The sequence below is a fragment of the Escherichia sp. E4702 genome, assembly GCF_963883545.1.
In the GTDB taxonomy this organism is placed as follows: Bacteria; Pseudomonadota; Gammaproteobacteria; order Enterobacterales; family Enterobacteriaceae; genus Escherichia.
Window position 1 is genome coordinate 119,876 of sequence record NZ_CAWORF010000011.1, and the last position, 22,247, is coordinate 142,122.

Here is a 22,247-nt window from a genome sequence, read left to right on the forward strand (position 1 = left end):
GCTTATTGTCCTGCGAGTTGCTGAAGGGCAGCGATGACGCGGTCGGCATCGGCGGTGGTCATATCTGGAAAAAGCGGCAACGAACAGATGCGTTCGCTGTTCCATTCGGTATTCGGTAACGACAGCGTGGGAAAACGCTCGTGATAATATTTTTGCGTGTGAGCGGCGCGGAAATGTAACCCGGTGCCAATGCCTTTTTCTTTTAACGCTTCCATCAACGCATCGCGGCTGATACCACAACGTTGTTCATCGACACGAATAATAAACAGATGCCAGGCGTGAACGTGCGGCCATGCGGGAAGGCTTAAAGTCTGGAACGGGAGAGCTGCCAGTGCTTGCTGATATTGCAGGGCAATTTCCCGACGACGGGTGTTGAGTTGCTCTAATTTGGCTAACTGTGTCAGGGCAATTGCGGCGTTAATATCGGTCAGATTGTACTTATAGCCCGGCGTTAATACTTCTGCCTGCGGTGCGCGGCCCCAGGTTTGCCTGTCATATGCATCGACACCCAGACCGTGAAATTTCAGCATCCGTAGCTGGCGGGCGAGGTTTTCATTATCAGTAACAATCAGGCCGCCTTCTGCACAGGTAATATTTTTGATGGCGTGAAACGAAAAAATAGCAGTACCTTTCGCACCAATATGTCGGCCTTTGTAATACGTACCGACGGCATGGGCGGCATCTTCAATAACCGCGATACCGTAACGTTCGCCAATGGCGCGAATGGCGTCAATATCTGCTGGCGCACCGGCATAATGCACTGGAATGATGGCTTTGGTACGCGGCGTAATGGCTGCTTCGATCGCTTCAGGCGTGACCATCAGCATATCGCGATCGACATCTACCATTACCGGCGTAGCGCCCAACAAAGAAATCATATTGAGGGTTGATACCCAGGTCAGAGAAGGCGTGATCACTTCATCGCCAGCACCTATCTCCAGCGCCATCAGCGTGATATGCATTCCGGCTGTGGCTGAACTGACCGCGATGGCATGTTGATTTCCCGTCAACTGGCAAAAGGCTTGTTCAAGCGCCTGATTCTTCGGACCTGTGGTGATCCATCCAGATTCGAGAACATCTTTAACTGCAGAGAGTTCTTCCACACCCATTGCCGGACGTGAAAAGGGCAAAAAATCTGACATTATTAATTATTCCTTCGGCCATTGAATACTTTTCCCATCTATTCACTAATATTTGTTATAGGGAGCGTTATATGTATTTTGCCATTTGGAGTAAAATTCTAAGGGTAGAATATTAATTTAACCTTAAGGAACTAATATAGTACTTAAATATTATTTTTTCGTTTTTTTATCTTTTTCGGGCTTTTCATTTGACAAAATTTAAGGCATTTTGCGTGCATCGTAATGTTTTAATACTATCCCCAGCCCCTATTTTCCGATGAAAATGTTATTTTTTTCACGGTCATTTAGCTGGCTACGCGTGTCTATAGGTGGAGCTTAAGTGTTAGCTTTTTGTCGGACTTCGATGAAGTCTAAAAAATATATCTTCATTTTACTGGTGCTTGCTGTAATTGCCGGGTTGGGTAGTCATGCTGCCTGGAGTAGCAATGGGTTACCACGAATCGACAATAAAACGTTGGCCAGGCTGGCGCAGCAGCATCCGGTGGTGGTTCTGTTTCGCCATGGAGAACGCTGCGATCGTTCCTCCAATCAATGCTTGTCAGACAAAACAGGTATTACGGTAAATGGCTCTCAGGATGCGCGTGAACTGGGCAAAGCCTTCAGCGCAGATATCCCTGATTTCGATCTTTATTCCAGTAATACCGTTCGGACTATTCAGTCGGCAACCTGGTTTTCTGCGGGCAAAAAACTGACGGTAGATAAACGACTGTTACAATGTGGTAATGAGATTTATAGCGCAATTAAAGACTTACAAAGTAAAGCGCCTGATAAAAATATTGTTATCTTCACCCACAACCACTGTCTGACGTATATCGCGAAAGATAAACGTAACGTGACATTTAAACCAGATTATCTGGATGGACTGGTGATGCATGTGGAAAACGGTAAAGTTTTACTGGATGGGGAATTTGTCAATCACTGATCTTTGAATCTGACAGCCAGTAATGGCTGTCATCACTATCACAGAAGACCCTTCAAACGTAATGTTTTCTGGGTAGCGACATTTAAATCGTATTGCGCCAGATCTTCTGGTTTTACCCACGCGTATTCCTGAAACTCTTCGTTTATTTTCACTTCACGATTGGCAGAAACGCAGTCAAAGATCAGGTAAATCATATAAATCTCTTCCTTACGACCATCTGCATACGTCTTAGTACGAATGTCATCGCTGAAAGTCCACGGAGTTATGCCAGTAAGAATCAGTTGCCCGCCTAACTCTTCTCTGATTTCACGGCGTAATGCTTCTTCAATACGTTCGCCAGGTTCCACGCCACCACCCGAAAGCGCCCATTGACCCGGGAAAACGCCGCGATCGTCAGCCATTTTGCATAGCAGATAAGCACCATCATTTTGAATCAAAGGGCAAACAATAGTCCGTTGTCGCACAGGGATGTTCCTTATAATCGAAAATAAACTAAGAGAATACGGCAACTCAGAAATATGCGAAAGTGACATTAGTCTCTTTTGCGATGATAACTGCGCTGATTATTATTTTGGTTTATAACGTAAATCATGTTTATTTTTTCGGCGTTAAATTATTAAAGACGTATTTAGTTACAATAAGTTAGCAGATCGCTTTTTTCACGCATTGAATCCTCTGCGTCAGGCAGTACAATCCCGCAGCTTTGGGGAATGTTGATTATCTTCTTGCGGAAAAAGGTAAAAATGAAAAAATTTGCGCTACCAGTTCTGGCTGGAATGCTGTTGGTTTCTGCATCGGCAAATGCGATAAGCATCAGCGGCCAGGCAGGTAAGGAATACACCAATATTGGCGTCGGTTTCGGGACCGAGTCTACGGGACTGGCGTTAAGCGGTAACTGGACACATAACGACGACGACGGTGATGTCGCGGGCGTGGGGCTGGGCCTGAATCTTCCTCTGGGGCCGTTAATGGCAACTGTAGGTGGGAAAGGTGTTTATACCAACCCGAATTACGGCGATGAAGGTTACGCGGCAGCAGTCGGTGGTGGTTTGCAGTGGCAAATTGGCGACAGCTTCCGTCTGTTTGGCGAGTATTATTACTCTCCGGATTCGCTCTCCAGCGGTATTCAAAGTTATGAAGAAGCGAATGCTGGCGCGCGTTATACCATTATGCGTCCAGTCAGTATTGAGGCAGGCTACCGTTATCTGAACCTGTCGGGGAAAGACGGCAATCGCGATAATGCCGTGGCCGACGGCCCTTATGTCGGGGTTAACGCCAGCTTCTGATACCTTCCGGCGCGGCGTTCTGTCGCGCCATTCAGTTTCTTACTACGCCTTATCTCCCTTTGCGTTATAGTGATTCGATAACAAAAGCAGGAGATAACCATGTTAAAAGTGGAAATGCTATCCACCGGGGATGAGGTGTTACACGGGCAAATCGTTGACACGAATGCAGCCTGGCTGGCCGACTTTTTCTTTCATCAGGGCTTGCCGCTATCTCGCCGTAATACGGTGGGCGATAACCTTGAAGATTTAGTCACCATTCTTCGTGAGCGCAGTCAGCACGCCGATGTGCTGATCGTCAACGGCGGACTGGGGCCAACCAGCGATGATTTAAGCGCGCTCGCTGCTGCGACAGCAAAAGGTGAAGGTCTGGTGCTACATGAAGCCTGGCTTAAAGAGATGGAACATTATTTCCGCGAACGTGGTCGCGTGATGGCGCCGAGCAACCGTAAACAGGCAGAATTGCCAGCGAGTGCCGAGTTCATCAATAACCCCGTAGGCACCGCCTGTGGTTTTGCCGTGCAGCTTAATCGTTGCCTGATGTTCTTTACCCCCGGCGTACCGTCAGAATTTAAGGTGATGGTCGAGCACGAAATCCTGCCGCGCCTGCGCGAGCGTTTTTCTTTACCGCAGCCGCCGGTTTGTCTGCGTTTGACTACCTTTGGTCGTTCGGAAAGCGATCTGGCACAAAGCCTGGACACTCTACAACTGCCGCTTGGCGTAACAATGGGCTATCGCTCCTCAATGCCGATCATCGAACTGAAACTTACTGGACCGGCAAGCGAGCAACAGGCGATGGAAAAACTGTGGCTGGACGTTAAACGTGTTGCCGGACAGAGCGTGATTTTCGAAGGCACCGAAGGACTGCCCGCGCAGATCAGTCGCGAATTGCAAAACCGCCAGTTCAGCCTGACGTTGAGCGAGCAATTCACCGGTGGTTTATTGGCTTTGCAACTTTCTCGCGCAGGTGCTCCATTGCTGGCGTGTGAAGTGGTTCCTTCACAGGAAGAAACCCTGGCACAAACCGCGCACTGGATCACAGAGCGGCGGGCCAACCATTTTGCCGGGCTGGCACTGGCTGTTTCAGGTTTCGAGAACGAACATCTCAACTTTGCGCTAGCCACGCCGGACGGCACTTATGCTCTGCGCGTACATTTCAGCGCCACGCGTTACAGTCTGGCTATTCGTCAGGAAGTGTGTGCAATGATGGCGCTTAATATGCTGCGCCGTTGGCTGAACGGTCAGGACATCGCCAGCGAGCATGGCTGGATTGAGGTTGTTGAGTCCATGACCTTATCCGTCTGATTCAGTCACGCTGTGCCGGTTTACTGCACCGGCACATTCCCCCTCCGGCAAAATTTGTCCAACCTGTTGTACTCAATAAGAAAAAATCCGTGCGCTGATTCACAAATTTGTGCGTAATTTCTCCAGTCCGCTGGACGAGAAACGGGATTTGATGCGCTTCACAATTTTACTCACCCTGAGCGACGAGACTGATTCCAGTATCTAAGACTGGAGTCCAGTATGTTGGAATCAAGCAAAGTTCCCGCCCTGACACGGGCTATTGATATTCTCAATTTGATTGCCCGCATTGGCCCCTGTAATGCTGCGACGATCATTGACACATTGGGGATCCCTAAAAGCACGGCCTATCTGCTGCTTAACGAACTTAAACGCCAGCGTTTTCTTAGCCTTGATCACCAGGAAAATTTTTGTTTGTGGACCAAGCTGGTGGAGCTTTCCGCTCATGCGTTAAGCAAGATGGATCTCAGGGAGCTGGCGCGACCACGCCTGACGCAACTGATGGATACCACTGGGCTGTTATGCCACCTTGGGATCATCGATAACGGTAGTGCTTATTACATTCTGAAAGTGGAGTCTTCAGCCACCATCAGTGTGCGTTCCCATGAAGGGAAAAGCCTTTCGCTTTATCGTTCCGGCATCGGGAAATGCCTTCTTGCCTGGCAACCAGCCGCTGTCCAGCAAAGCATTATCGAAGGACTGGTCTGGGAAAAGGCGACACCTACCACAATGACTCATCCACAACTGCTCCACGAGGAACTGGCGCGTATTCGCCGTCAGGGCTGGAGCTATGACAACTGCGAAGATTACGCCGATGTTCGTTGCGTCGCCGCTCCGGTGTTTAACGCCAATAACGAACTTACCGCCGCGATCTCGGTGGTCGGTACTCGCTTACAAATCAACGAAGAATACCGTGACTATCTGGCGGGCAAAGCCATTGCCTGCGCCAGGGATATTTCACGTCTGTTGGGATGGAAAAGTCCCTTTGACTTACAGGCCTCATAACAATGGAGAACATCATGACCCTACCAAAAATCAAACAGGTTCGCGCCTGGTTTACTGGCGGTGCGACAGCAGAAAAAGGCGCTGGCGGAGGTGATTATCACGACCAGGGGGCGAATCACTGGATAGACGATCATATTGCCACCCCGATGAGTAAATACCGCGATTACGAGCAGTCACGCCAGTCATTTGGCATTAACGTTCTTGGCACGTTGGTTGTTGAAGTCGAAGCAGAAAACGGCCAGACCGGATTCGCTGTTTCGACAGCCGGTGAAATGGGCTGTTTTATCGTCGAAAAACACCTTAACCGTTTCATTGAGGGTAAATGTGTCAGTGATATCAAACTGATCCACGATCAAATGCTCAATGCCACCCTGTATTACTCCGGTTCTGGTGGCCTGGTGATGAACACGATTTCCTGTGTCGATCTGGCACTGTGGGACCTGTTCGGCAAAGTGGTTGGGCTTCCGGTTTACAAACTGTTAGGTGGCGCAGTCCGTGATGAAATCCAGTTCTACGCCACTGGCGCACGTCCGGATCTGGCAAAAGAGATGGGATTTATCGGTGGCAAAATGCCGACGCACTGGGGGCCACATGATGGCGATGCGGGGATCCGCAAAGATGCCGCTATGGTCGCGGATATGCGTAAGAAATGTGGTGAAGATTTCTGGTTAATGCTCGACTGCTGGATGAGCCAGGACGTGAACTATGCCACCAAACTAGCCCACGCTTGTGCTCCCTATAACCTGAAATGGATCGAAGAGTGCCTGCCGCCACAACAGTATGAAGGTTATCGCGAACTAAAACGCAACGCGCCAGCGGGAATGATGGTCACCAGTGGTGAGCACCACGGCACACTGCAATCTTTTCGTACGCTTTCAGAAACCGGTATCGACATCATGCAGCCGGATGTGGGCTGGTGTGGTGGCTTAACCACGCTGGTGGAAATTGCCGCAATTGCCAAATCACGCGGACAGCTAGTGGTGCCGCACGGTTCGTCTGTTTACTCCCACCATGCGGTAATCACCTTCACTAATACCCCATTTAGCGAATTCCTGATGACCAGTCCGGATTGTTCAACGATGCGTCCGCAGTTTGACCCCATTCTGCTCAATGAGCCGGTTCCGGTGAATGGTCGTATTCACAAATCAGTACTTGATAAACCTGGTTTCGGCGTCGAACTCAATCGTGACTGCAATCTGAAACGCCCTTACAGCCACTAATCACTCAGGGCGTTGCCGTGATAACGGCAACGCTCACATGTTCTAAGGAGCTTCTTATGAGCACCGCTTTGCTTGACGCCGTGGTGAAGAAAAACCGCGCGCGTTTGATCCCGTTTATGTTGGCACTGTATGTGCTGGCGTTTCTCGATCGTTCGAATATTGGTTTTGCCAAACAGACCTACCAGATTGATACCGGGCTGAGTAATGAAGCTTATGCGCTGGGGGCGGGTATTTTCTTTGTGGTTTACGCGTTTCTAGGTGTACCGGCGAATCTGTTGATGCGCAAACTGGGGGCCAGAACTTGGATTGGTACGACGACACTACTATGGGGATTTCTTTCGGCGGCAATGGCATGGGCCGATACTGAAGCGAAATTTCTGATCGTTCGCACTCTGCTTGGCGCAGCGGAAGCCGGATTCTTCCCCGGTATGATTTATCTCACCTCGCAATGGTTTCCGCAGCGTAATCGCGCCAGCATTATGGGGCTGTTCTATATGGGCGCACCGCTGGCATTAACGCTGGGATCACCGCTTTCCGGCGCGCTGCTGGAGATGCATGGATTTATGGGGCATCCCGGCTGGTTCTGGATGTTTGTGATTGAAGGATTGTTGGCAGTCGGCGCTGGGGTATTCACATTCTTTTGGCTTGATGACACACCGGAGCAGGCACGATTTCTGAGTAAAGAAGAAAAAACGTTGCTTATCAATCAACTGGCTAGTGAAGAGCAACAGAAAGTGACTTCTCGACTGAGCGATGCACTGCGTAATGGGCGAGTCTGGCAACTGGCGATTATCTACCTGACCATTCAGGTGGCGGTTTACGGATTAATTTTCTTCCTGCCGACCCAGGTTGCTGCATTGCTGGGGACAAAAGTGGGCTTTACGGCCTCTGTGGTCACCGCTATTCCGTGGGTTGCGGCATTGTTTGGGACCTGGCTTATTCCGCGCTATTCCGATAAAACCGGCGAACGGCGCAATGTCGCGGCGCTGACATTGCTGGCCGCGGGCATTGGTATTGGCCTTTCCGGGCTACTTTCGCCAGTACTGGCAATCGTTGCGCTATGTGTTGCAGCAATAGGGTTTATTGCCGTGCAGCCGGTGTTCTGGACTATGCCGACACAACTGCTTTCTGGTACGGCGCTGGCGGCGGGGATTGGTTTTGTTAACCTGTTTGGCGCAGTGGGCGGATTTATCGCCCCGATCCTGCGCGTAAGAGCAGAAACCTTGTTTGCCAGCGATGCGGCAGGATTGCTGACGCTGGCTGCGGTGGCGGTCGTCGGCTCGCTGATTATTTTCACTCTACGTGTAAGTCGCTCAGTTGTGCAGACTAACGTGGCACATCACTAATAGGTTAAGGAATATGATGAACGCATTATTAACCAATCCCTTCAAAGAACGCTTACGCAAAGGTGAAGTGCAAATTGGTCTATGGTTAAGCTCAACGACTGCCTATATGGCAGAAATCGCCGCTACTTCCGGTTATGACTGGTTGCTGATTGACGGAGAGCACGCGCCAAATACCATTCAGGATCTTTATCACCAGTTACAGGCGATAGCGCCCTATGCCAGCCAACCCGTGATCCGCCCGGTGGAGGGGAGTAAGTCGCTGATTAAACAAGTACTGGATATTGGCGCTCAAACCCTACTGATCCCGATGGTCGATACTGCCGAACAGGCACGTCAGGTGGTGTCTGCTACCCGATATCCACCCTACGGTGAGCGTGGTGTCGGGGCCAGCGTGGCTCGTGCTGCGCGCTGGGGACGCATTGAGAACTACATGGCGCAAGTCAACGACTCGCTTTGTCTGTTGGTGCAGGTGGAAAGTAAAACGGCACTGGATAACCTGGACGAAATCCTCGAAGTCGAGGGGATTGATGGCGTATTTATTGGGCCTGCGGATCTCTCAGCGTCGTTGGGGTATCCGGATAACGCCGGCCACCCGGAAGTACAGCGTATTATTGAAGCAAGCATTCGCCGGATCCGCGCTGCGGGTAAAGCGGCTGGTTTTCTGGCTGTGGCTCCTGATATGGCGCAGCAATGCCTGGCGTGGGGAGCGAACTTTGTCGCTGTTGGCGTTGACACGATGCTCTATAGCGATGCCCTGGATCAACGACTGGCGATATTTAAATCAGGCAAAAATGGGCCACGCATAAAAGGTAGTTATTGATATCAAAGGCCCATAGGGATTACCTGTGGGCCGGTATGTTAGTTAGTGGTTTTTCGCTGTCAGATCGGCTTCGTTTAGCTGGGTAGTTGCGAGTACCAGGTCACGATCGATGCCCTGTTCCAGCATTCGCAAGGCAATTTTAATGGCTTGTTCATGCATGCCTTCCTGCAAACCTTCTAATTTACCCTCCTGCCAGCCAATCTGGTGTCCTTCCTGCCGCAGCCGTTCAGCAATAGTCATTAATCTCTCCTTTTGTAGTGGTGAACGTTCGGCAATTTCCTCAATAAAGCGGGTGAAACGGGAGGTATCGCCGCATTGCAGTAGATAATTAAACAGCGTTTGCACCTGGCTGTCATTAGTGAAGCCCCTAACCAAAAGCGTGGTGATCCTGTCGACCAGACCGATTAAATCGCGCTCGCGAATATGCTTTTGAATCAGTTCCAGCAGAGCTATACGCCGATGTTGCATGATCTCATCGTCAGGTACGATGGTGATATCCACCAACGGAAAAGCTTCGGTGTACAACTGCCGGGCAAGCTGCGGGTCGTCAAATTCATCCAGCCAGTTAAGTGAATATGGGTAGGGTGAAGTTTCGCCATGATAAAACAGCATTGGCACTACCAGAGGGACTCTGTCATAGCCTTTGTCCAGATGGCGCTGCATGACGGCAGTGGCATAACGCATCAGTCGGAAGGCCATGTTTTTTTCCGCAGTACTCTGATGCTCAATCACGCAGTAGATATAACCTTCGCCGTCGGTGGTTTCTACCGACCACAAAACATCCGAGTAGTAAGCGCGTAAACTTTTTTCAATAAAACTGGTGGGTTCCAGGCGTAAGGTTTGCAGGTTGCAAAGCTTACGTAGCGGTTCCGGCAGGTGTATTTCCAGAAAATCCCGTGCGGTTTCGGGCGAGAACATAAACGTTTTAAACACCGCATCATGCGGGGAGGAGGTTGTTGATTCGGTCATGGTTGTCCGTCACCTGATATTTATGATGACGTGACATTACGGTTATCCCAGGCCTTTGACATCTGCCAGTTTCAGCCTTTGCGAGACGTTTTCAGAGGAATTTTCACTGCGTTGCAACGCATACATTGGGCACGGAATCGTGTACGCAAAAATGCCCGGTAACCACATGCTTACCGGGCATCAGAAAGGAGTTTAAGCCAGCGCCTGGGCCAGCAGCGTAATCGGATGTTCGCAGCGAAGACTTGTGGACATCTCAATCTGCCATTTACAGGTTTCGCAGTCGGTGACCACCAGATCTGCGCCGCTCTCTTCTATCTGGCGGAACAGTGGTGCGCCGATGGCTTGTGAGGTGGGGTAGTTCTCTTTTTTGAAACCGTAAGTACCCGCAATACCGCAGCATTGGGAATCCAGCACCGTTAACTCAAGCCCCGGGATTTTACGCAACAGCTCCAGGGTGTAGAGCGTCCAGCCCATTTTTTCCATATGGCACGGAGTGTGATAAACCACTTTCAGCGGCAGCGGTTTCAGCGGTAACGTTTTGCCTTCGTCCAGCTTGCGCCACAGCCAGCGGGTTGCCAGTTCGATATGATCGCGCAAGCCTTTGTTGTCGACATTCAGCACTTCCGGGTATTCGTCGCGCAGGGCAAATGTACAGGTTGAGGAGGTGGCAATCACCGGAATGCCTTTTACTCCCACAGCTTCGCGGATCGACTCTACATTCGTAATTGCCTGTTTGCGTGCTTTATCGGTAAAACCGTTGGCGATCAGCGGTACGCCGCAGCATTTTTCTTTGCTGAGCAGTTGCACGCCGGTGCCCATCGCGTTGAGCACTTTAATTAAATCTTTACCTAACTGCGGATGGTTGTAGTTAACGAAGCAGCCGTGAAAGAAAGCGACCTGGTCTTTATATTGCGCTTGCTGGGCTGCCACGCTGCGATACCAGCGACGAAATGTACCGAAGGAGTATTTCGGTAGCGTGCGGCGATGATCGATTTTTAACGCCGCATCAAGCAGTTGCCGCACTGGTTTCAGCGAGGTAGCGGTATTGACGATTGGTGCGAACGGCGTGGAAACGCTGCCCATCAGGTCGGTATGGCTTAAAACGAAGTTACGCAGCGACGGGCGCGTGGTGTCATATTTCGCCCGCGCGCGCTGGATAATATCGCCAATCTTCACATCGGACGGGCAGGCGACTTCACAACGTTTGCAGTTGATGCAATATTTCAGCGCCTCGTCATACAGTGCGCCATCTTTCAGACGCAGACGCTCGCCATCCGGCCCGGCTTGTTTTGGCCCTGGATAGCTCGGATTCACCCGGCTCACCGGGCAGGCGGTGGTGCAGACGGTACACTTAATGCAGTTTTCGAAGCTGGTATCGTTCATTATTGGCCTCCTGCGCGTTGGGCAATCTGTTGAGCGGCATGTAAAGCACTGACGGCACAAACGCCGCCGCCGCATCCCTGGGCGATGGGATCAAATCCGCCCAGCACCGAACCGATGGCAAACAGGTTCTCTACTGTTTGACCAGCCTGTGACGGGCGTAGCGCCTCGTCAGTGGTCACGCCGAACTGTTGCCACGGTTGCGCAGCAAAAAAGTCACTTCTATACCACTCACCCCGCGTGGCGGTTTGCAGTACATCAAGGCCGAGAATCGGCTCACGAATGCCGTCGCGTTCTGCTACCAGCCCGCCGCTAAAGAAACTGCCACTCGCAAGCACCGCAAAGTGTGGACGCAGTGGGATATCGGCGTGATTGCGGGTCCAGATTTCGCTCACCACGCCGTTTTTGCAGGTCACTTTTTTCACTTCATCGCCCGGCATCCACACGCCGCCCTGGCGCACAAACTGGCGCTGTAACTGGTTTTGCAGACGAATACCCAGCACGGAAGGCGGCAGCGTTGGCAAAAGCATAAGTGAACAAGGTAGTTTTTCATTCAGCCAACGCCACAGTTTGTCATCGGCCAGGCCGAAGCAGGCGGGCATCAGGATCATTTCACAGGTATTGGCGACAGGGATTAGCGCATCAATTAACAGCGGCCAGTTTTCTTCGTTATCAAGGAAACGGGCGATATTCACCGCGCGAAACTCGGTGGCGTTATTGCGTAGCACATCCAGTTCCGGCAGTTCAATTTCAGCAGTTTCAACCGAAAGATCCAGTTCGCGCAACGAAGCCGCCGCAAGATGCGCCTGGAAATCCATCAGCCCGCTAATCCCCACTACACATATCTTCTTCGCGGGTAGCGGCCAGACGGGAACTTCTGGCGAACTTAACCAGGTCGAACGCAAAGTGCCGAGCGGGGTAACGCGCTGATGGGTCAGTTCCACGCTGCCCTGCAATTGCGCGCCACTTTCCGCAATTAATGCTTGCGCCTGACAAGCGAGATCCAGTACGCGTTGTGGGCCGAGAAGACTGTAAGGGTGGGCAGGTGCCTGATGACACAAAGACTCCAGCCCTGCATGAATGTCTGCCACCGGTTGACCATCTGGCAGATGGCTCAGCAAATCCAGCGAACCGGACGAGAAATGCAGCGCGCTTTGACCACGAGTGACAATGGCACAGCGCAGGCCGTGTTTTTGCAGTTGCAGGCCACAGAGTAATCCGGCGAGGCCGCCGCCCATAATGACAGTATCAAAGCGCATCTTTCTGCTCCTTCTCCAGACCACACAGTCCCTGATAAACCCAGCGGGTAAATTCGCTTTCGCGCAGTGCATCCCCCCAGGCAATGGGTTGCACGCCTTTCCAGCGTTCGTTAAGGAAGGTGGAAAGTTGTTCGATAGATTGCGCGGAGGTGGTGACGTTAAAGCGTTGCAACAATCCAGCTGCCCGGCAGGCGCAGAGCTCGCCCTGGCAAGTCCCCATCCCCACACGGGTGCGGCGACGTAAATCCAGCAGGCTGTTGACGTTTAAATTTTCTACTGCGTACTGAACTTCGCCAGCGGTAACGGCTTCACACTCACAAACCAGGCTGCGGTGCAAACGGCCTTCACTTAACCAGGCGGGTGTGCGATCGCCATGACGATAAACCGCAGAACCGCGCAGCGGGGCAGGCAGGGAGATGACTTTACGCAAGGTGACTTCAGCGGGCTCCTGTGAACCAGGAAGTGCCAGATCGGCGGTCGTACAGGGGCGCGTGTTGTCCAGCTTGCGGCAGACGGCATCCGTAGCCCATTCCGCCATCAGACGATAGGTCATCAGTTTGCCGCCGGTGATGGTGATAAATCCGTCCAGGCCATCGCGTTCGGCATGGTCGAGCAGCACGATGCCACGACTGACGTTACGGCCGCTTGGGTCGTCATCGCTGGCAACCAACGGGCGCACGCCAGAGTAGGCCCGCAAAATGCGCGTTTTCGCCATAACGGGGGCCAGTTTTTCCCCTTCACGCAGCAGAATATCCACTTCTTCTGCCGTCACTCGGTTGTCGTCTATCTCATCGTAATTAATGCGTAAAGAGGTGGTGCCAATCAGCGAAATGGTATCGCCAGGCACCAGAATATCGGCGTCGGAAGGTTTACGGCAGCGGTTGATCACATGCTGATTAATGCGGTGGTCCATGATCAGCAGCGATCCTTTCGCCGGGAACATGCGAATGCGCAGATCGGCATATTCGGCAATGTGTTGCCCCCAGATCCCGGCGGCATTAACTACGACAGGCGCATGAAGTGCCTGAGTTTCGCCGGTGAGATGATTACGTACACGAACACCGCACACCGTCGCGCCTTCACGAATTAGTCCCGTGACTTCATGAGCGGTAAGGATAACGGCACCATGTTCTTTTGCATCGAGCATGTTCGCTGCGGTCAGCCGGAATGGGTCAACGGTGCCATCCGGAACTTTTACCGCGCCAATCAGTGCCGGGTTAACGGCAGGTTCGATAATGCGTGCTTGCTGCGGATCAATGGCTTCAGCACTGATTCCAGCCTCTTCGCAAGCACGAATAAAAGTGGCCTGGAAGGAGAGATCATCTTCCGGCAGGGTGATAAACAGGCCGTTGGTTGGTTCGACACAGTGACGCGCAATGCGTTTTAAAATCTGGTTTTCACTAATACATTCGCGGGCCGATTCCGCATCGGTAACCGCATAGCGTGCGCCGCTGTGCAGCAGACCGTGGTTACGCCCGGTGGCTCCCGTTGCGATGTCGTGGCGTTCAACCAAAATCACTTTCAGCCCGCGCAGGGCACAGTCGCGGGCAATCCCGGCTCCCGTTGCGCCGCCGCCAATGATAATCACGTCACTTGTTTGCGAATCGCGAGTTTTCATTGTTATCCCTCAAAAGTTCGTTTTGTCTCATTTAGCCACAGAAAAAACATACATTGTTTGATTTCGCGCATAATCGCTCATAATTCGAAAGTGAAACGTGATTTCATGCGTCATTTTGAACATTTTGTAAATCTTATTTAATAATGTGTGCGGTAATTCACATTCATGGAATGAATGATTAATTAACATCGCGGCAACTCAAGAAACGGCAGGTTCTTCCATTGAATCAGGCTGTTAATCATAAATAAGACCACGGCCACGGAGGCTATAAATGTTGAGTATTTTTAAACCAGCGCCACACAAGGCGCGCTTACCTGCTGCGGAGATCGACCCGACTTACCGTCGATTACGCTGGCAAATTTTCCTGGGGATATTCTTTGGTTATGCCGCTTACTATTTGGTTCGTAAGAACTTTGCTCTCGCGATGCCCTACCTGGTGGAGCAGGGGTTTTCACGTGGCGATTTAGGTTTTGCCCTTTCAGGGATCTCAATTGCCTATGGATTTTCGAAATTCATCATGGGGTCGGTGTCGGACCGCTCGAATCCGCGCGTTTTCCTGCCAGCAGGTCTGATTCTTGCTGCGGCAGTTATGCTTTTTATGGGCTTTGTTCCGTGGGCGACATCGAGCATTGCGGTGATGTTTGTGCTGCTGTTCCTCTGCGGTTGGTTCCAGGGGATGGGATGGCCGCCGTGCGGTCGTACTATGGTGCACTGGTGGTCGCAGAAAGAACGTGGCGGCATTGTGTCGGTGTGGAACTGTGCGCATAACGTCGGTGGTGGTATTCCGCCGCTGTTGTTCCTGCTGGGGATGGCCTGGTTCAATGACTGGCACGCGGCGCTTTATATGCCGGCTTTCTGTGCCATTCTGGTGGCTCTGTTCGCCTTTGCGATGATGCGCGATACCCCGCAATCATGTGGCCTGCCGCCGATCGAAGAGTACAAAAATGATTACCCGGACGACTATAACGAAAAAGCGGAACAGGAACTGACCGCGAAACAGATCTTCATGCAGTACGTGCTGCCGAACAAACTGCTGTGGTACATCGCCATCGCCAACGTGTTCGTCTATCTGCTGCGCTACGGTATCCTCGACTGGTCACCGACTTACCTGAAAGAGGTGAAACACTTCGCGCTGGATAAATCCTCCTGGGCCTACTTCTTCTATGAGTATGCGGGTATTCCGGGCACCCTGCTGTGCGGCTGGATGTCGGACAAAGTCTTCCGCGGTAACCGTGGGGCAACCGGCGTCTTCTTTATGACACTGGTGACCATCGCCACCATCGTTTACTGGATGAACCCGGCAGGCAACCCAACCGTCGATATGATTTGTATGATTGTTATCGGCTTCCTGATCTACGGCCCAGTCATGCTGATTGGTCTGCACGCGCTGGAACTGGCGCCGAAGAAAGCGGCAGGTACGGCGGCGGGCTTTACCGGACTGTTTGGTTACCTTGGTGGTTCCGTAGCGGCAAGCGCGATTGTCGGCTACACCGTTGACTACTTTGGCTGGGATGGCGGCTTCATGGTGATGATTGGCGGCAGCATCCTGGCAGTTATCTTGTTAATTGTCGTAATGATTGGCGAAAAACGTCGCCATCAGGAATTACAGCAAAAACGCAACGGAGGCTAATGGCATGAAATTGACGCTGAAAAACCTTAGCATGGCTATCATGATGAGTGGAATGATCATGGGAAGCAGTGCAATGGCGGCGGATAACAGTGAGAAAATAGTGATTGCCCATCGCGGTGCCAGTGGTTATTTGCCGGAGCATACGCTGCCTGCAAAGGCGATGGCGTATGCGCAGGGGGCCGATTATCTTGAACAGGATTTGGTGATGACGAAGGATGACCATCTGGTCGTTCTGCATGACCACTATCTTGACCGGGTAACCGATGTCGCCGATCGTTTCCCGGACAGGGCGCGCAAAGATGGCCGTTACTACGCGATAGATTTTACACTGGATGAAATTAAGTCTTTAAAATTCACTGAAGGCTTCGATATTGAAAACGGTAAAAAAGTACAGACTTTCCCCGGACGTTTCCCGATGGGTAAATCTGACTTCCGGGTGCACACTTTCGAAGAGGAAATTGAATTTGTTCAGGGGCTAAACCATTCGACCGGGAAAAATATTGGTATCTATCCAGAGATTAAAGCGCCGTGGTTCCATCATCAGGAAGGGAAGGATATTGCGGCAAAAACCCTGGAAGTGCTGAAGAAATATGGCTACACCGGTAAGGATGATAAGGTTTATCTGCAATGCTTTGATGCTGATGAACTGAAGCGTATTAAGAATGAGCTGGAACCCAAAATGGGTATGGACCTCAACCTGGTACAGCTGATTGCCTATACCGACTGGAACGAAACTCAGCAGAAACAACCGGACGGAACCTGGGTTAATTACAGTTACGACTGGATGTTTAAGCCAGGTGCCATGAAACAGGTGGCGGAATACGCTGATGGTATTGGCCCGGATTACCATATGGTGATTGATGAGACATCGCAGCCGGGTAATATCAAGCTTACCGGAATGGTAAAAGATGCACAGCAGAATAAGCTGGTGGTGCATCCTTATACCGTGCGGGCCGACAAGCTACCGGAATATGCCACCGATGTGAATCAGTTGTATGACATTCTGTACAATAAAGCCGGTGTTAATGGGTTATTTACCGACTTCCCTGACAAGGCGGTAAAATTCCTCAACAAAGAGTAAATTCAGTGTCGGATGGCACTTATGTGCCATCCGATACCACTCTTCATCCACACCCCTACACATAGTGGGCATAGTTAATTCTTCAATAAAATCTGTTGGTTATCCTTACTTGCTGTTATTTAGCGCGGGATGACTTGTTTCCGGCAAAAGAAACCCATTAATAAACACTTTTTATTAAGTTTTTCTTAAGGTGAACACCTATAGTCGTTGTCGTTAACAATAACAACAGGCGACAGGGTATGGTTGTTTCAGCAAAACTCGATGAATTTAATCACTGGTGGGCAACGGAAGGTGACTGGGTTGAAGAGCCTAATTTCCGCCGCAATGGCATGAGTGGGGTGCAATGCGTTGAACGAGACGGGCAAAAAATTTACGTGAAGCGCATGACTCAGCACCTGTTTCATTCCCTCCGCTATCCGTTTGGTCGCCCGACGATTGTGCGCGAGGTTGCGGTGATAAAAGATCTGGAACGCGCTGGCGTGATTGTGCCGAAAATCGTTTTTGGTGAAGCCGTGAAAATTGATGGCGAATGGCGTGCGTTGCTGGTGACAGAAGATATGGCGGGGTTTGTCAGCATTGCTGACTGGTATGCGCAACATGCAATTACGCCTTTTGCTGATGATGTTCGCGAAGGGATGCTAAAAGCGGTAGCGCTGGCGTTTAAGAAAATGCATAGCGTTAATCGGCAGCATGGTTGCTGTTATGTTCGCCATATCTATGTGAAAACGGAAGGTAAAGCAGAAGCTGGTTTTCTTGACCTGGAGAAAAGCCGCCGTCGTTTACGGCGCCATAAAGCGATCAATCATGATTTCCGCCAACTGGAAAAATATCTGGAGCCGATTCCCAAAGCCGACTGGGAACAGGTGAAAGCGTATTACTACGCCATGTAATCGTCGTAGGCCAGATAAGACGCATCCGCGTCGCATCTGGCACTAGTGCCAGATCACATCTCTATTTCGATATCGCCTTTTGCCCGGCAACAACAGGGCAAAATCTCCCCTGGCTGAATAAAGGCTAACGGTTCGGCAATCCAGTCAACCTGACCTGCAACCAGACGTGTGCGACAGGAGCCGCAGTAGCCTTCGCGACACTGGTACTCAACCGCCACATTATGAGATTCCAGCGCCGCCAGAAGGGAAGGGTGTTCATCCTGGCACAGCAGTTGTGTGCCAGTGATGCGCAAGGTAACGCGGGTCATCAGAGCTGGAAGTTACTCAAATCGTCGGTGTCCACTTCCGAGTCAATTTGACCGACCAGATAAGAACTCACCTCAACTTCCTGTGGGGCAACCTGCACGTTATCCGACACCAGCCAGGTGTTGATCCACGGGATCGGGTTGGAACGCGTCTGGAACGGCAGATCCAAACCAACTGCCTGCATGCGGATGTTGGTGATGTACTCGACGTACTGGCAGAGAATGTCCTTGTTCAGACCAATCATCGAACCGTCACGGAACAGATAATCCGCCCAGTCTTTCTCCTGCTGTGCCGCCTGAACAAACAGCTCATAGCACTCTTGCTTACACTCTTCGGCTATTTCCGCCATTTCCGGGTCATCCGCGCCGCTGCGCAGTAGATTCAGCATATGTTGAGTGCCAGTCAGGTGCAGGGCTTCGTCACGGGCAATCAGGCGAATAATCTTGGCGTTACCTTCCATCAGTTCGCGTTCTGCAAAGGCAAAGGAACAAGCAAAGCTGACGTAGAAACGAATCGCTTCCAGCGCGTTAACGCTCATCAGGCAGAGATAAAGTTTTTTCTTCAGCTCGCGCAGGCTAACGGTTACGGTTTTACCGTTAACAGTGTGGGTGCCTTCGCCCAGCAAATGCCAGTAGCTGGTCATCTCTATCAGTTCATCGTAATAGCGGGAAATGCCTTCTGCGCGTTTCTGGATCTGCTCGTTGGTGACGATATCGTCGAATACAACAGACGGATCGTTAACGATATTACGAATGATATGGGTATAAGAACGAGAGTGAATTGTTTCTGAAAATGCCCAGGTTTCGACCCAGGTCTCCAGTTCCGGGATCGAGATCAGCGGCAGCAGTGCTACGTTCGGACTACGACCCTGAATTGAATCGAGCAACGTCTGGTACTTCAGGTTGCTAATAAAAATGTGCTTTTCGTGTTCAGGCAGCGCCTGATAATCGATACGGTCGCGGGAGACGTCAACTTCTTCCGGACGCCAGAAGAAAGAGAGCTGCTTTTCGATCAGCTTTTCGAAGATTTCATATTTTTGCTGATCGTAGCGGGCCACGTTGACCGGCTGACCAAAGAACATCGGCTCTTTGAGCTGATCATTTTTCGTCTGTGAAAAGGTGGTATATGCCATGAATGTGTCCTGTGGTTTTAATGCCGGATAAGGCATTTTACGCCGCATCCTGTGCCTGATGCGACGCTGGCGCGTCTTGTCAGGCCTACAAATTCGAACCGTAGGCCGGATAAGGGTTACGCCACATCCGGCATCTCAATATCAGATCTTACATGCGCCGCTTTCGCAGCCATCGTCCTGGATTGACGGCACCAGATCGTCCTGCGCATCTTCTGCGCCGTCACGGGTGTTCTGATAATACAGCGTTTTGACCCCGAATTTGTAGGCGGTGAGCAGGTCTTTCAGCAACTGCTGCATCGGCACTTTTCCTGACGGGAAGCGTGACGGATCGTAGTTAGTATTCGCAGAGATCGACTGATCGATAAATTTCTGCATGATACCAACCAGTTGCAGGTAGCCATCGTTACCCGGCATTTCCCACAGCAACTCGTAGGCGTCGTGCAGATGTTCATAGTCCGGCACCACCTGGCGCAGAATACCGTCTTTCGATGCTTTGATGCTAACGTAACCGCGCGGCGGTTCAATACCGTTAGTGGCGTTAGAGATCTGTGAAGACGTCTCGGACGGCATCAGGGCAGAAAGCGTGGAGTTGCGCAGACCGTGCGTTTTGATTGACTCACGCAGTGCTTCCCAGTCGTAATGCAGCGGCTCATTAGCGATGGCATCCAGATCTTTCTTATAGGTATCGATCGGCAGGATCCCTTTCGCGTAAGTGGTTTCGTTAAACCACGGGCACGCGCCTTGCTCTTTCGCCAGCTCGTTAGAGGCTTTCAGCAGATAATACTGAATCGCTTCGAAGGTTTTATGCGTCAGGTTGTTGGCGCTGCCGTCGGAGTAGCGTTTACCGTGCTTCGCCAGATAGTAAGCGAAGTTGATCACACCAATACCCAGCGTACGACGACCCATCGCCCCGCGTTTGGCTGCCGGGATCGGGTAATCCTGATAATCCAGCAGCGCGTCAAGTGCGCGTACCGCCAGAACGGCCAACTCTTCCAGTTCATCCAGGCTGTTAATTGCCCCCAGGTTGAAAGCAGAAAGCGTACACAGCGCGATTTCACCGTTTTCGTCGTTAACGTCATTCAGCGGTTTGGTCGGCAGAGCGATTTCCAGGCACAGGTTAGACTGGCGCACTGGCGCAATAGCCGGATCAAACGGGCTGTGGGTGTTGCAGTGGTCAACGTTCTGAATATAGATACGACCAGTAGACGCACGTTCCTGCATCATCAGTGAGAACAGCTCAACGGCTTTCACACGCTGCTTGCGGATGCTGTCGTCTTTCTCATATTTGGTGTACAGGCGTTCAAACTCTTCCTGATCGGCGAAGAACGCGTCGTACAGCCCCGGTACGTCGGACGGGCTGAACAGGGTGATATCTTCACCTTTCAGCAGGCGGGTATACATCAGTTTGTTGATTTGTACCCCGTAGTCCATATGACGCACGCGGTTGCCTTCTACACCACGGTTGTTTTTCAGCACCAGCAGACTTTCCACTTCCAGATGCCAGATTGGGTAGAACAGCGTTGCCGCACCGCCGCGCACGCCGCCCTGGGAGCAGGATTTTACCGCCGTCTGGAAATGTTTGTAGAACGGGATGCAGCCGGTATGGAACGCTTCACCGCCACGAATCGGGCTACCCAGTGCACGAATACGCCCGGCGTTGATGCCGATCCCCGCACGCTGGGAAACGTATTTCACAATCGCGCTGGAGGTCGCGTTAATGGAATCCAGGCTGTCGCCGCACTCGATCAGCACGCAGGAGCTGAACTGGCGAGTCGGAGTACGCACGCCTGACATGATTGGCGTTGGCAGCGAAATTTTAAATGTGGAAACCGCGTCGTAAAAACGCTTCACGTATTCCAGACGCGTTTCGCGCGGGTAGTTCGAGAACAGGCACGCGGCAACCAGAATATAGAGGAACTGGGCGCTCTCGTAGATTTCGCCGGTCACGCGGTTCTGTACCAGATATTTGCCTTCCAGCTGCTTAACGGCAGCATAAGAGAAGGTCATATCGCGATCGTGAACGATAAACGTGTCCATCTGCTTGAACTCTTCTTCCGTGTAGTCTTCCAGCAGATGATTATCGTATTTGCCCATTTCGACCATTTTCACCACGTGGTCGTACAGCGCAGGCGGCTCAAACTGGCCGTAGGCTTTTTTACGCAGGTGGAAGATCGCCAGGCGCGCGGCGAGATACTGATAATCCGGCGCATCACGGGAGATCAGGTCTGCGGCAGCCTTGATAATAGTTTCGTGGATGTCGGAGGTCTTGATACCGTCATAAAACTGAATATGGGAGCGCAGCTCGACCTGTGAAATCGAAACGTTATGCAGTCCTTCTGCCGCCCAGTCCAGAACGCGATGGATTTTGTCGAGATTGATGCGCTCTGTGCTACCGTCGCGCTTTGTCACCAGCAGATTCTGATTCATGTATGTCGTACCTGTTTTTTCCGCAATAGTTTCACGCCAACTACCTGTAGTAAGGAAAGCTGCAACGAACACTATATATAGGGGGTATGTTTGGGATTCACTGCAAGATAGTGTGAAAACGGCCCTCTTGCAAGTGCATAACTTTGTGGATAACTCAGGAAGGAAAAAGCGACTTCCGCGTACCTTAGGTCAGACAAGGTGTTCGGGAAAGTCAATGGGAAGAGAAAAATTTGTTAAAAATAACCGTTCGGTGATTTCTTGAACGTTCAATTTAAGATAATTATTGATCCAGGTTATTTGTTGCGCTTTTGTCAGGTGTGGTGAAAATTGATGCCATCACAAATTCATATAACGTCGGCACTTAATGTTATGTTTATTATGTGAGCGAATGTAAATGGCTGCGGTTCACGGAACAGGTATTTTTTAATCAACAGATGTGAAATAAAAGTTTGTTATGTTGATTATTCCAGGTAAACAAGAAACGAATTAATCAGTTTAATGTGTTTTAATTATTG

At 51.1% G+C, this 22,247-nt stretch carries 19 protein-coding genes; 10 read left to right on the forward strand and 9 right to left on the reverse strand.

The window, feature by feature from the left end; all coding sequences use genetic code 11:
• Positions 1-2: 2 nt before the first annotated feature.
• On the reverse strand, positions 3-1,142 hold the full coding sequence (arnB, locus tag AACU94_RS05035) for a UDP-4-amino-4-deoxy-L-arabinose aminotransferase (protein WP_135489034.1): 1,140 nt from the start codon (positions 1,140-1,142) through the stop codon (positions 3-5).
• Positions 1,143-1,461: 319 nt separating this feature from the next.
• Between arnB and ais the strand changes: the two genes are divergently transcribed.
• Positions 1,462-2,064, forward strand: a complete 603-nt coding sequence (gene ais, locus AACU94_RS05040; protein ID WP_130217014.1) for a lipopolysaccharide core heptose(II)-phosphate phosphatase Ais — start codon at positions 1,462-1,464, stop codon at positions 2,062-2,064.
• Between the two features lie 38 nt (positions 2,065-2,102).
• On the opposite strand, the gene nudI is transcribed toward ais, so the two are convergent.
• Positions 2,103-2,528, reverse strand: a complete 426-nt coding sequence (nudI, locus tag AACU94_RS05045; RefSeq protein ID WP_135489035.1) for a nucleoside triphosphatase NudI — start codon at positions 2,526-2,528, stop codon at positions 2,103-2,105.
• A 279-nt stretch (positions 2,529-2,807) separates the two neighbouring features.
• Here nudI and AACU94_RS05050 point away from each other — a divergent pair, with 279 nt between their 5' ends.
• From AACU94_RS05050 to yfaU, 6 genes are all read left to right on the forward strand, one after another.
• Positions 2,808-3,350 (forward strand): YfaZ family outer membrane protein, encoded by a 543-nt coding sequence (locus tag AACU94_RS05050; RefSeq protein WP_130207171.1) that lies wholly within the window; start codon positions 2,808-2,810, stop codon positions 3,348-3,350.
• A gap of 99 nt (positions 3,351-3,449) precedes the next feature.
• Entirely contained in the window at positions 3,450-4,652 is a 1,203-nt protein-coding gene (locus tag AACU94_RS05055; RefSeq protein WP_135489036.1) for a nicotinamide mononucleotide deamidase-related protein YfaY, read from the forward strand.
• A 219-nt stretch (positions 4,653-4,871) separates the two neighbouring features.
• Positions 4,872-5,654 carry an IclR family transcriptional regulator gene (locus AACU94_RS05060; RefSeq protein ID WP_135489037.1) on the forward strand — a complete coding sequence of 261 codons (783 nt, stop codon included), beginning with the start codon at positions 4,872-4,874 and terminating at the stop codon, positions 5,652-5,654.
• Between the two features lie 14 nt (positions 5,655-5,668).
• Entirely contained in the window at positions 5,669-6,874 is a 1,206-nt protein-coding gene (gene rhmD / locus AACU94_RS05065; RefSeq protein ID WP_135489038.1) for an L-rhamnonate dehydratase, read from the forward strand.
• Between the two features lie 56 nt (positions 6,875-6,930).
• Complete coding sequence (locus AACU94_RS05070; protein WP_135489039.1) at positions 6,931-8,220, forward strand: MFS transporter; 1,290 nt, start codon at positions 6,931-6,933, stop codon at positions 8,218-8,220.
• Between the two features lie 16 nt (positions 8,221-8,236).
• On the forward strand, positions 8,237-9,040 hold the full coding sequence (gene yfaU, locus AACU94_RS05075) for a 2-keto-3-deoxy-L-rhamnonate aldolase (protein WP_130257805.1): 804 nt from the start codon (positions 8,237-8,239) through the stop codon (positions 9,038-9,040).
• Between the two features lie 42 nt (positions 9,041-9,082).
• On the opposite strand, the gene AACU94_RS05080 is transcribed toward yfaU, so the two are convergent.
• From AACU94_RS05080 to glpA, 4 genes are all read right to left on the reverse strand, one after another.
• Entirely contained in the window at positions 9,083-10,009 is a 927-nt protein-coding gene (locus AACU94_RS05080; protein WP_135489040.1) for an ISNCY family transposase, read from the reverse strand.
• Positions 10,010-10,201: 192 nt separating this feature from the next.
• Complete coding sequence (gene glpC, locus AACU94_RS05085) at positions 10,202-11,392, reverse strand: anaerobic glycerol-3-phosphate dehydrogenase subunit GlpC (RefSeq protein ID WP_001000392.1); 1,191 nt, start codon at positions 11,390-11,392, stop codon at positions 10,202-10,204.
• A complete protein-coding gene (glpB, locus tag AACU94_RS05090) occupies positions 11,392-12,648 on the reverse strand; it encodes a glycerol-3-phosphate dehydrogenase subunit GlpB (RefSeq protein WP_135489041.1) in 1,257 nt (418 codons plus the stop codon). The genes glpC and glpB overlap by 1 nt, the downstream gene beginning before the upstream one ends.
• Positions 12,638-14,266 (reverse strand): anaerobic glycerol-3-phosphate dehydrogenase subunit A, encoded by a 1,629-nt coding sequence (glpA, locus tag AACU94_RS05095; protein WP_135489042.1) that lies wholly within the window; start codon positions 14,264-14,266, stop codon positions 12,638-12,640. The genes glpB and glpA overlap by 11 nt, the downstream gene beginning before the upstream one ends.
• A 271-nt stretch (positions 14,267-14,537) precedes the next feature.
• On the opposite strand from glpA, the gene glpT reads away from it, so the two are divergent.
• The 3 genes from glpT to inaA all read left to right on the forward strand — a co-directional run bounded on the left by glpT (position 14,538) and on the right by inaA (position 17,867).
• The gene (glpT, locus tag AACU94_RS05100; RefSeq protein WP_064526704.1) at positions 14,538-15,896 is read left to right on the forward strand and encodes a glycerol-3-phosphate transporter; all 1,359 of its coding nucleotides are present in this window, start codon (positions 14,538-14,540) and stop codon (positions 15,894-15,896) included.
• A 4-nt stretch (positions 15,897-15,900) separates the two neighbouring features.
• On the forward strand, positions 15,901-16,977 hold the full coding sequence (gene glpQ / locus AACU94_RS05105; protein WP_135489043.1) for a glycerophosphodiester phosphodiesterase: 1,077 nt from the start codon (positions 15,901-15,903) through the stop codon (positions 16,975-16,977).
• Positions 16,978-17,216: 239 nt separating this feature from the next.
• Positions 17,217-17,867: a lipopolysaccharide kinase InaA gene (inaA, locus tag AACU94_RS05110; RefSeq protein WP_135489044.1), complete on the forward strand. Its 651-nt coding sequence runs from the start codon at positions 17,217-17,219 to the stop codon at positions 17,865-17,867.
• A gap of 53 nt (positions 17,868-17,920) precedes the next feature.
• Here inaA and yfaE read toward each other — a convergent pair whose 3' ends face one another.
• The 3 genes from yfaE to nrdA form a co-directional block, all read right to left on the reverse strand.
• The gene (gene yfaE, locus AACU94_RS05115) at positions 17,921-18,175 is read right to left on the reverse strand and encodes a ferredoxin-like diferric-tyrosyl radical cofactor maintenance protein YfaE (RefSeq protein ID WP_130217032.1); all 255 of its coding nucleotides are present in this window, start codon (positions 18,173-18,175) and stop codon (positions 17,921-17,923) included.
• The gene (gene nrdB, locus AACU94_RS05120; RefSeq protein ID WP_130207160.1) at positions 18,175-19,305 is read right to left on the reverse strand and encodes a class Ia ribonucleoside-diphosphate reductase subunit beta; all 1,131 of its coding nucleotides are present in this window, start codon (positions 19,303-19,305) and stop codon (positions 18,175-18,177) included. The genes yfaE and nrdB overlap by 1 nt, the downstream gene beginning before the upstream one ends.
• Positions 19,306-19,446: 141 nt before the next feature.
• On the reverse strand, positions 19,447-21,732 hold the full coding sequence (gene nrdA, locus AACU94_RS05125; RefSeq protein ID WP_135487503.1) for a class 1a ribonucleoside-diphosphate reductase subunit alpha: 2,286 nt from the start codon (positions 21,730-21,732) through the stop codon (positions 19,447-19,449).
• Positions 21,733-22,247: the final 515 nt, after the last annotated feature.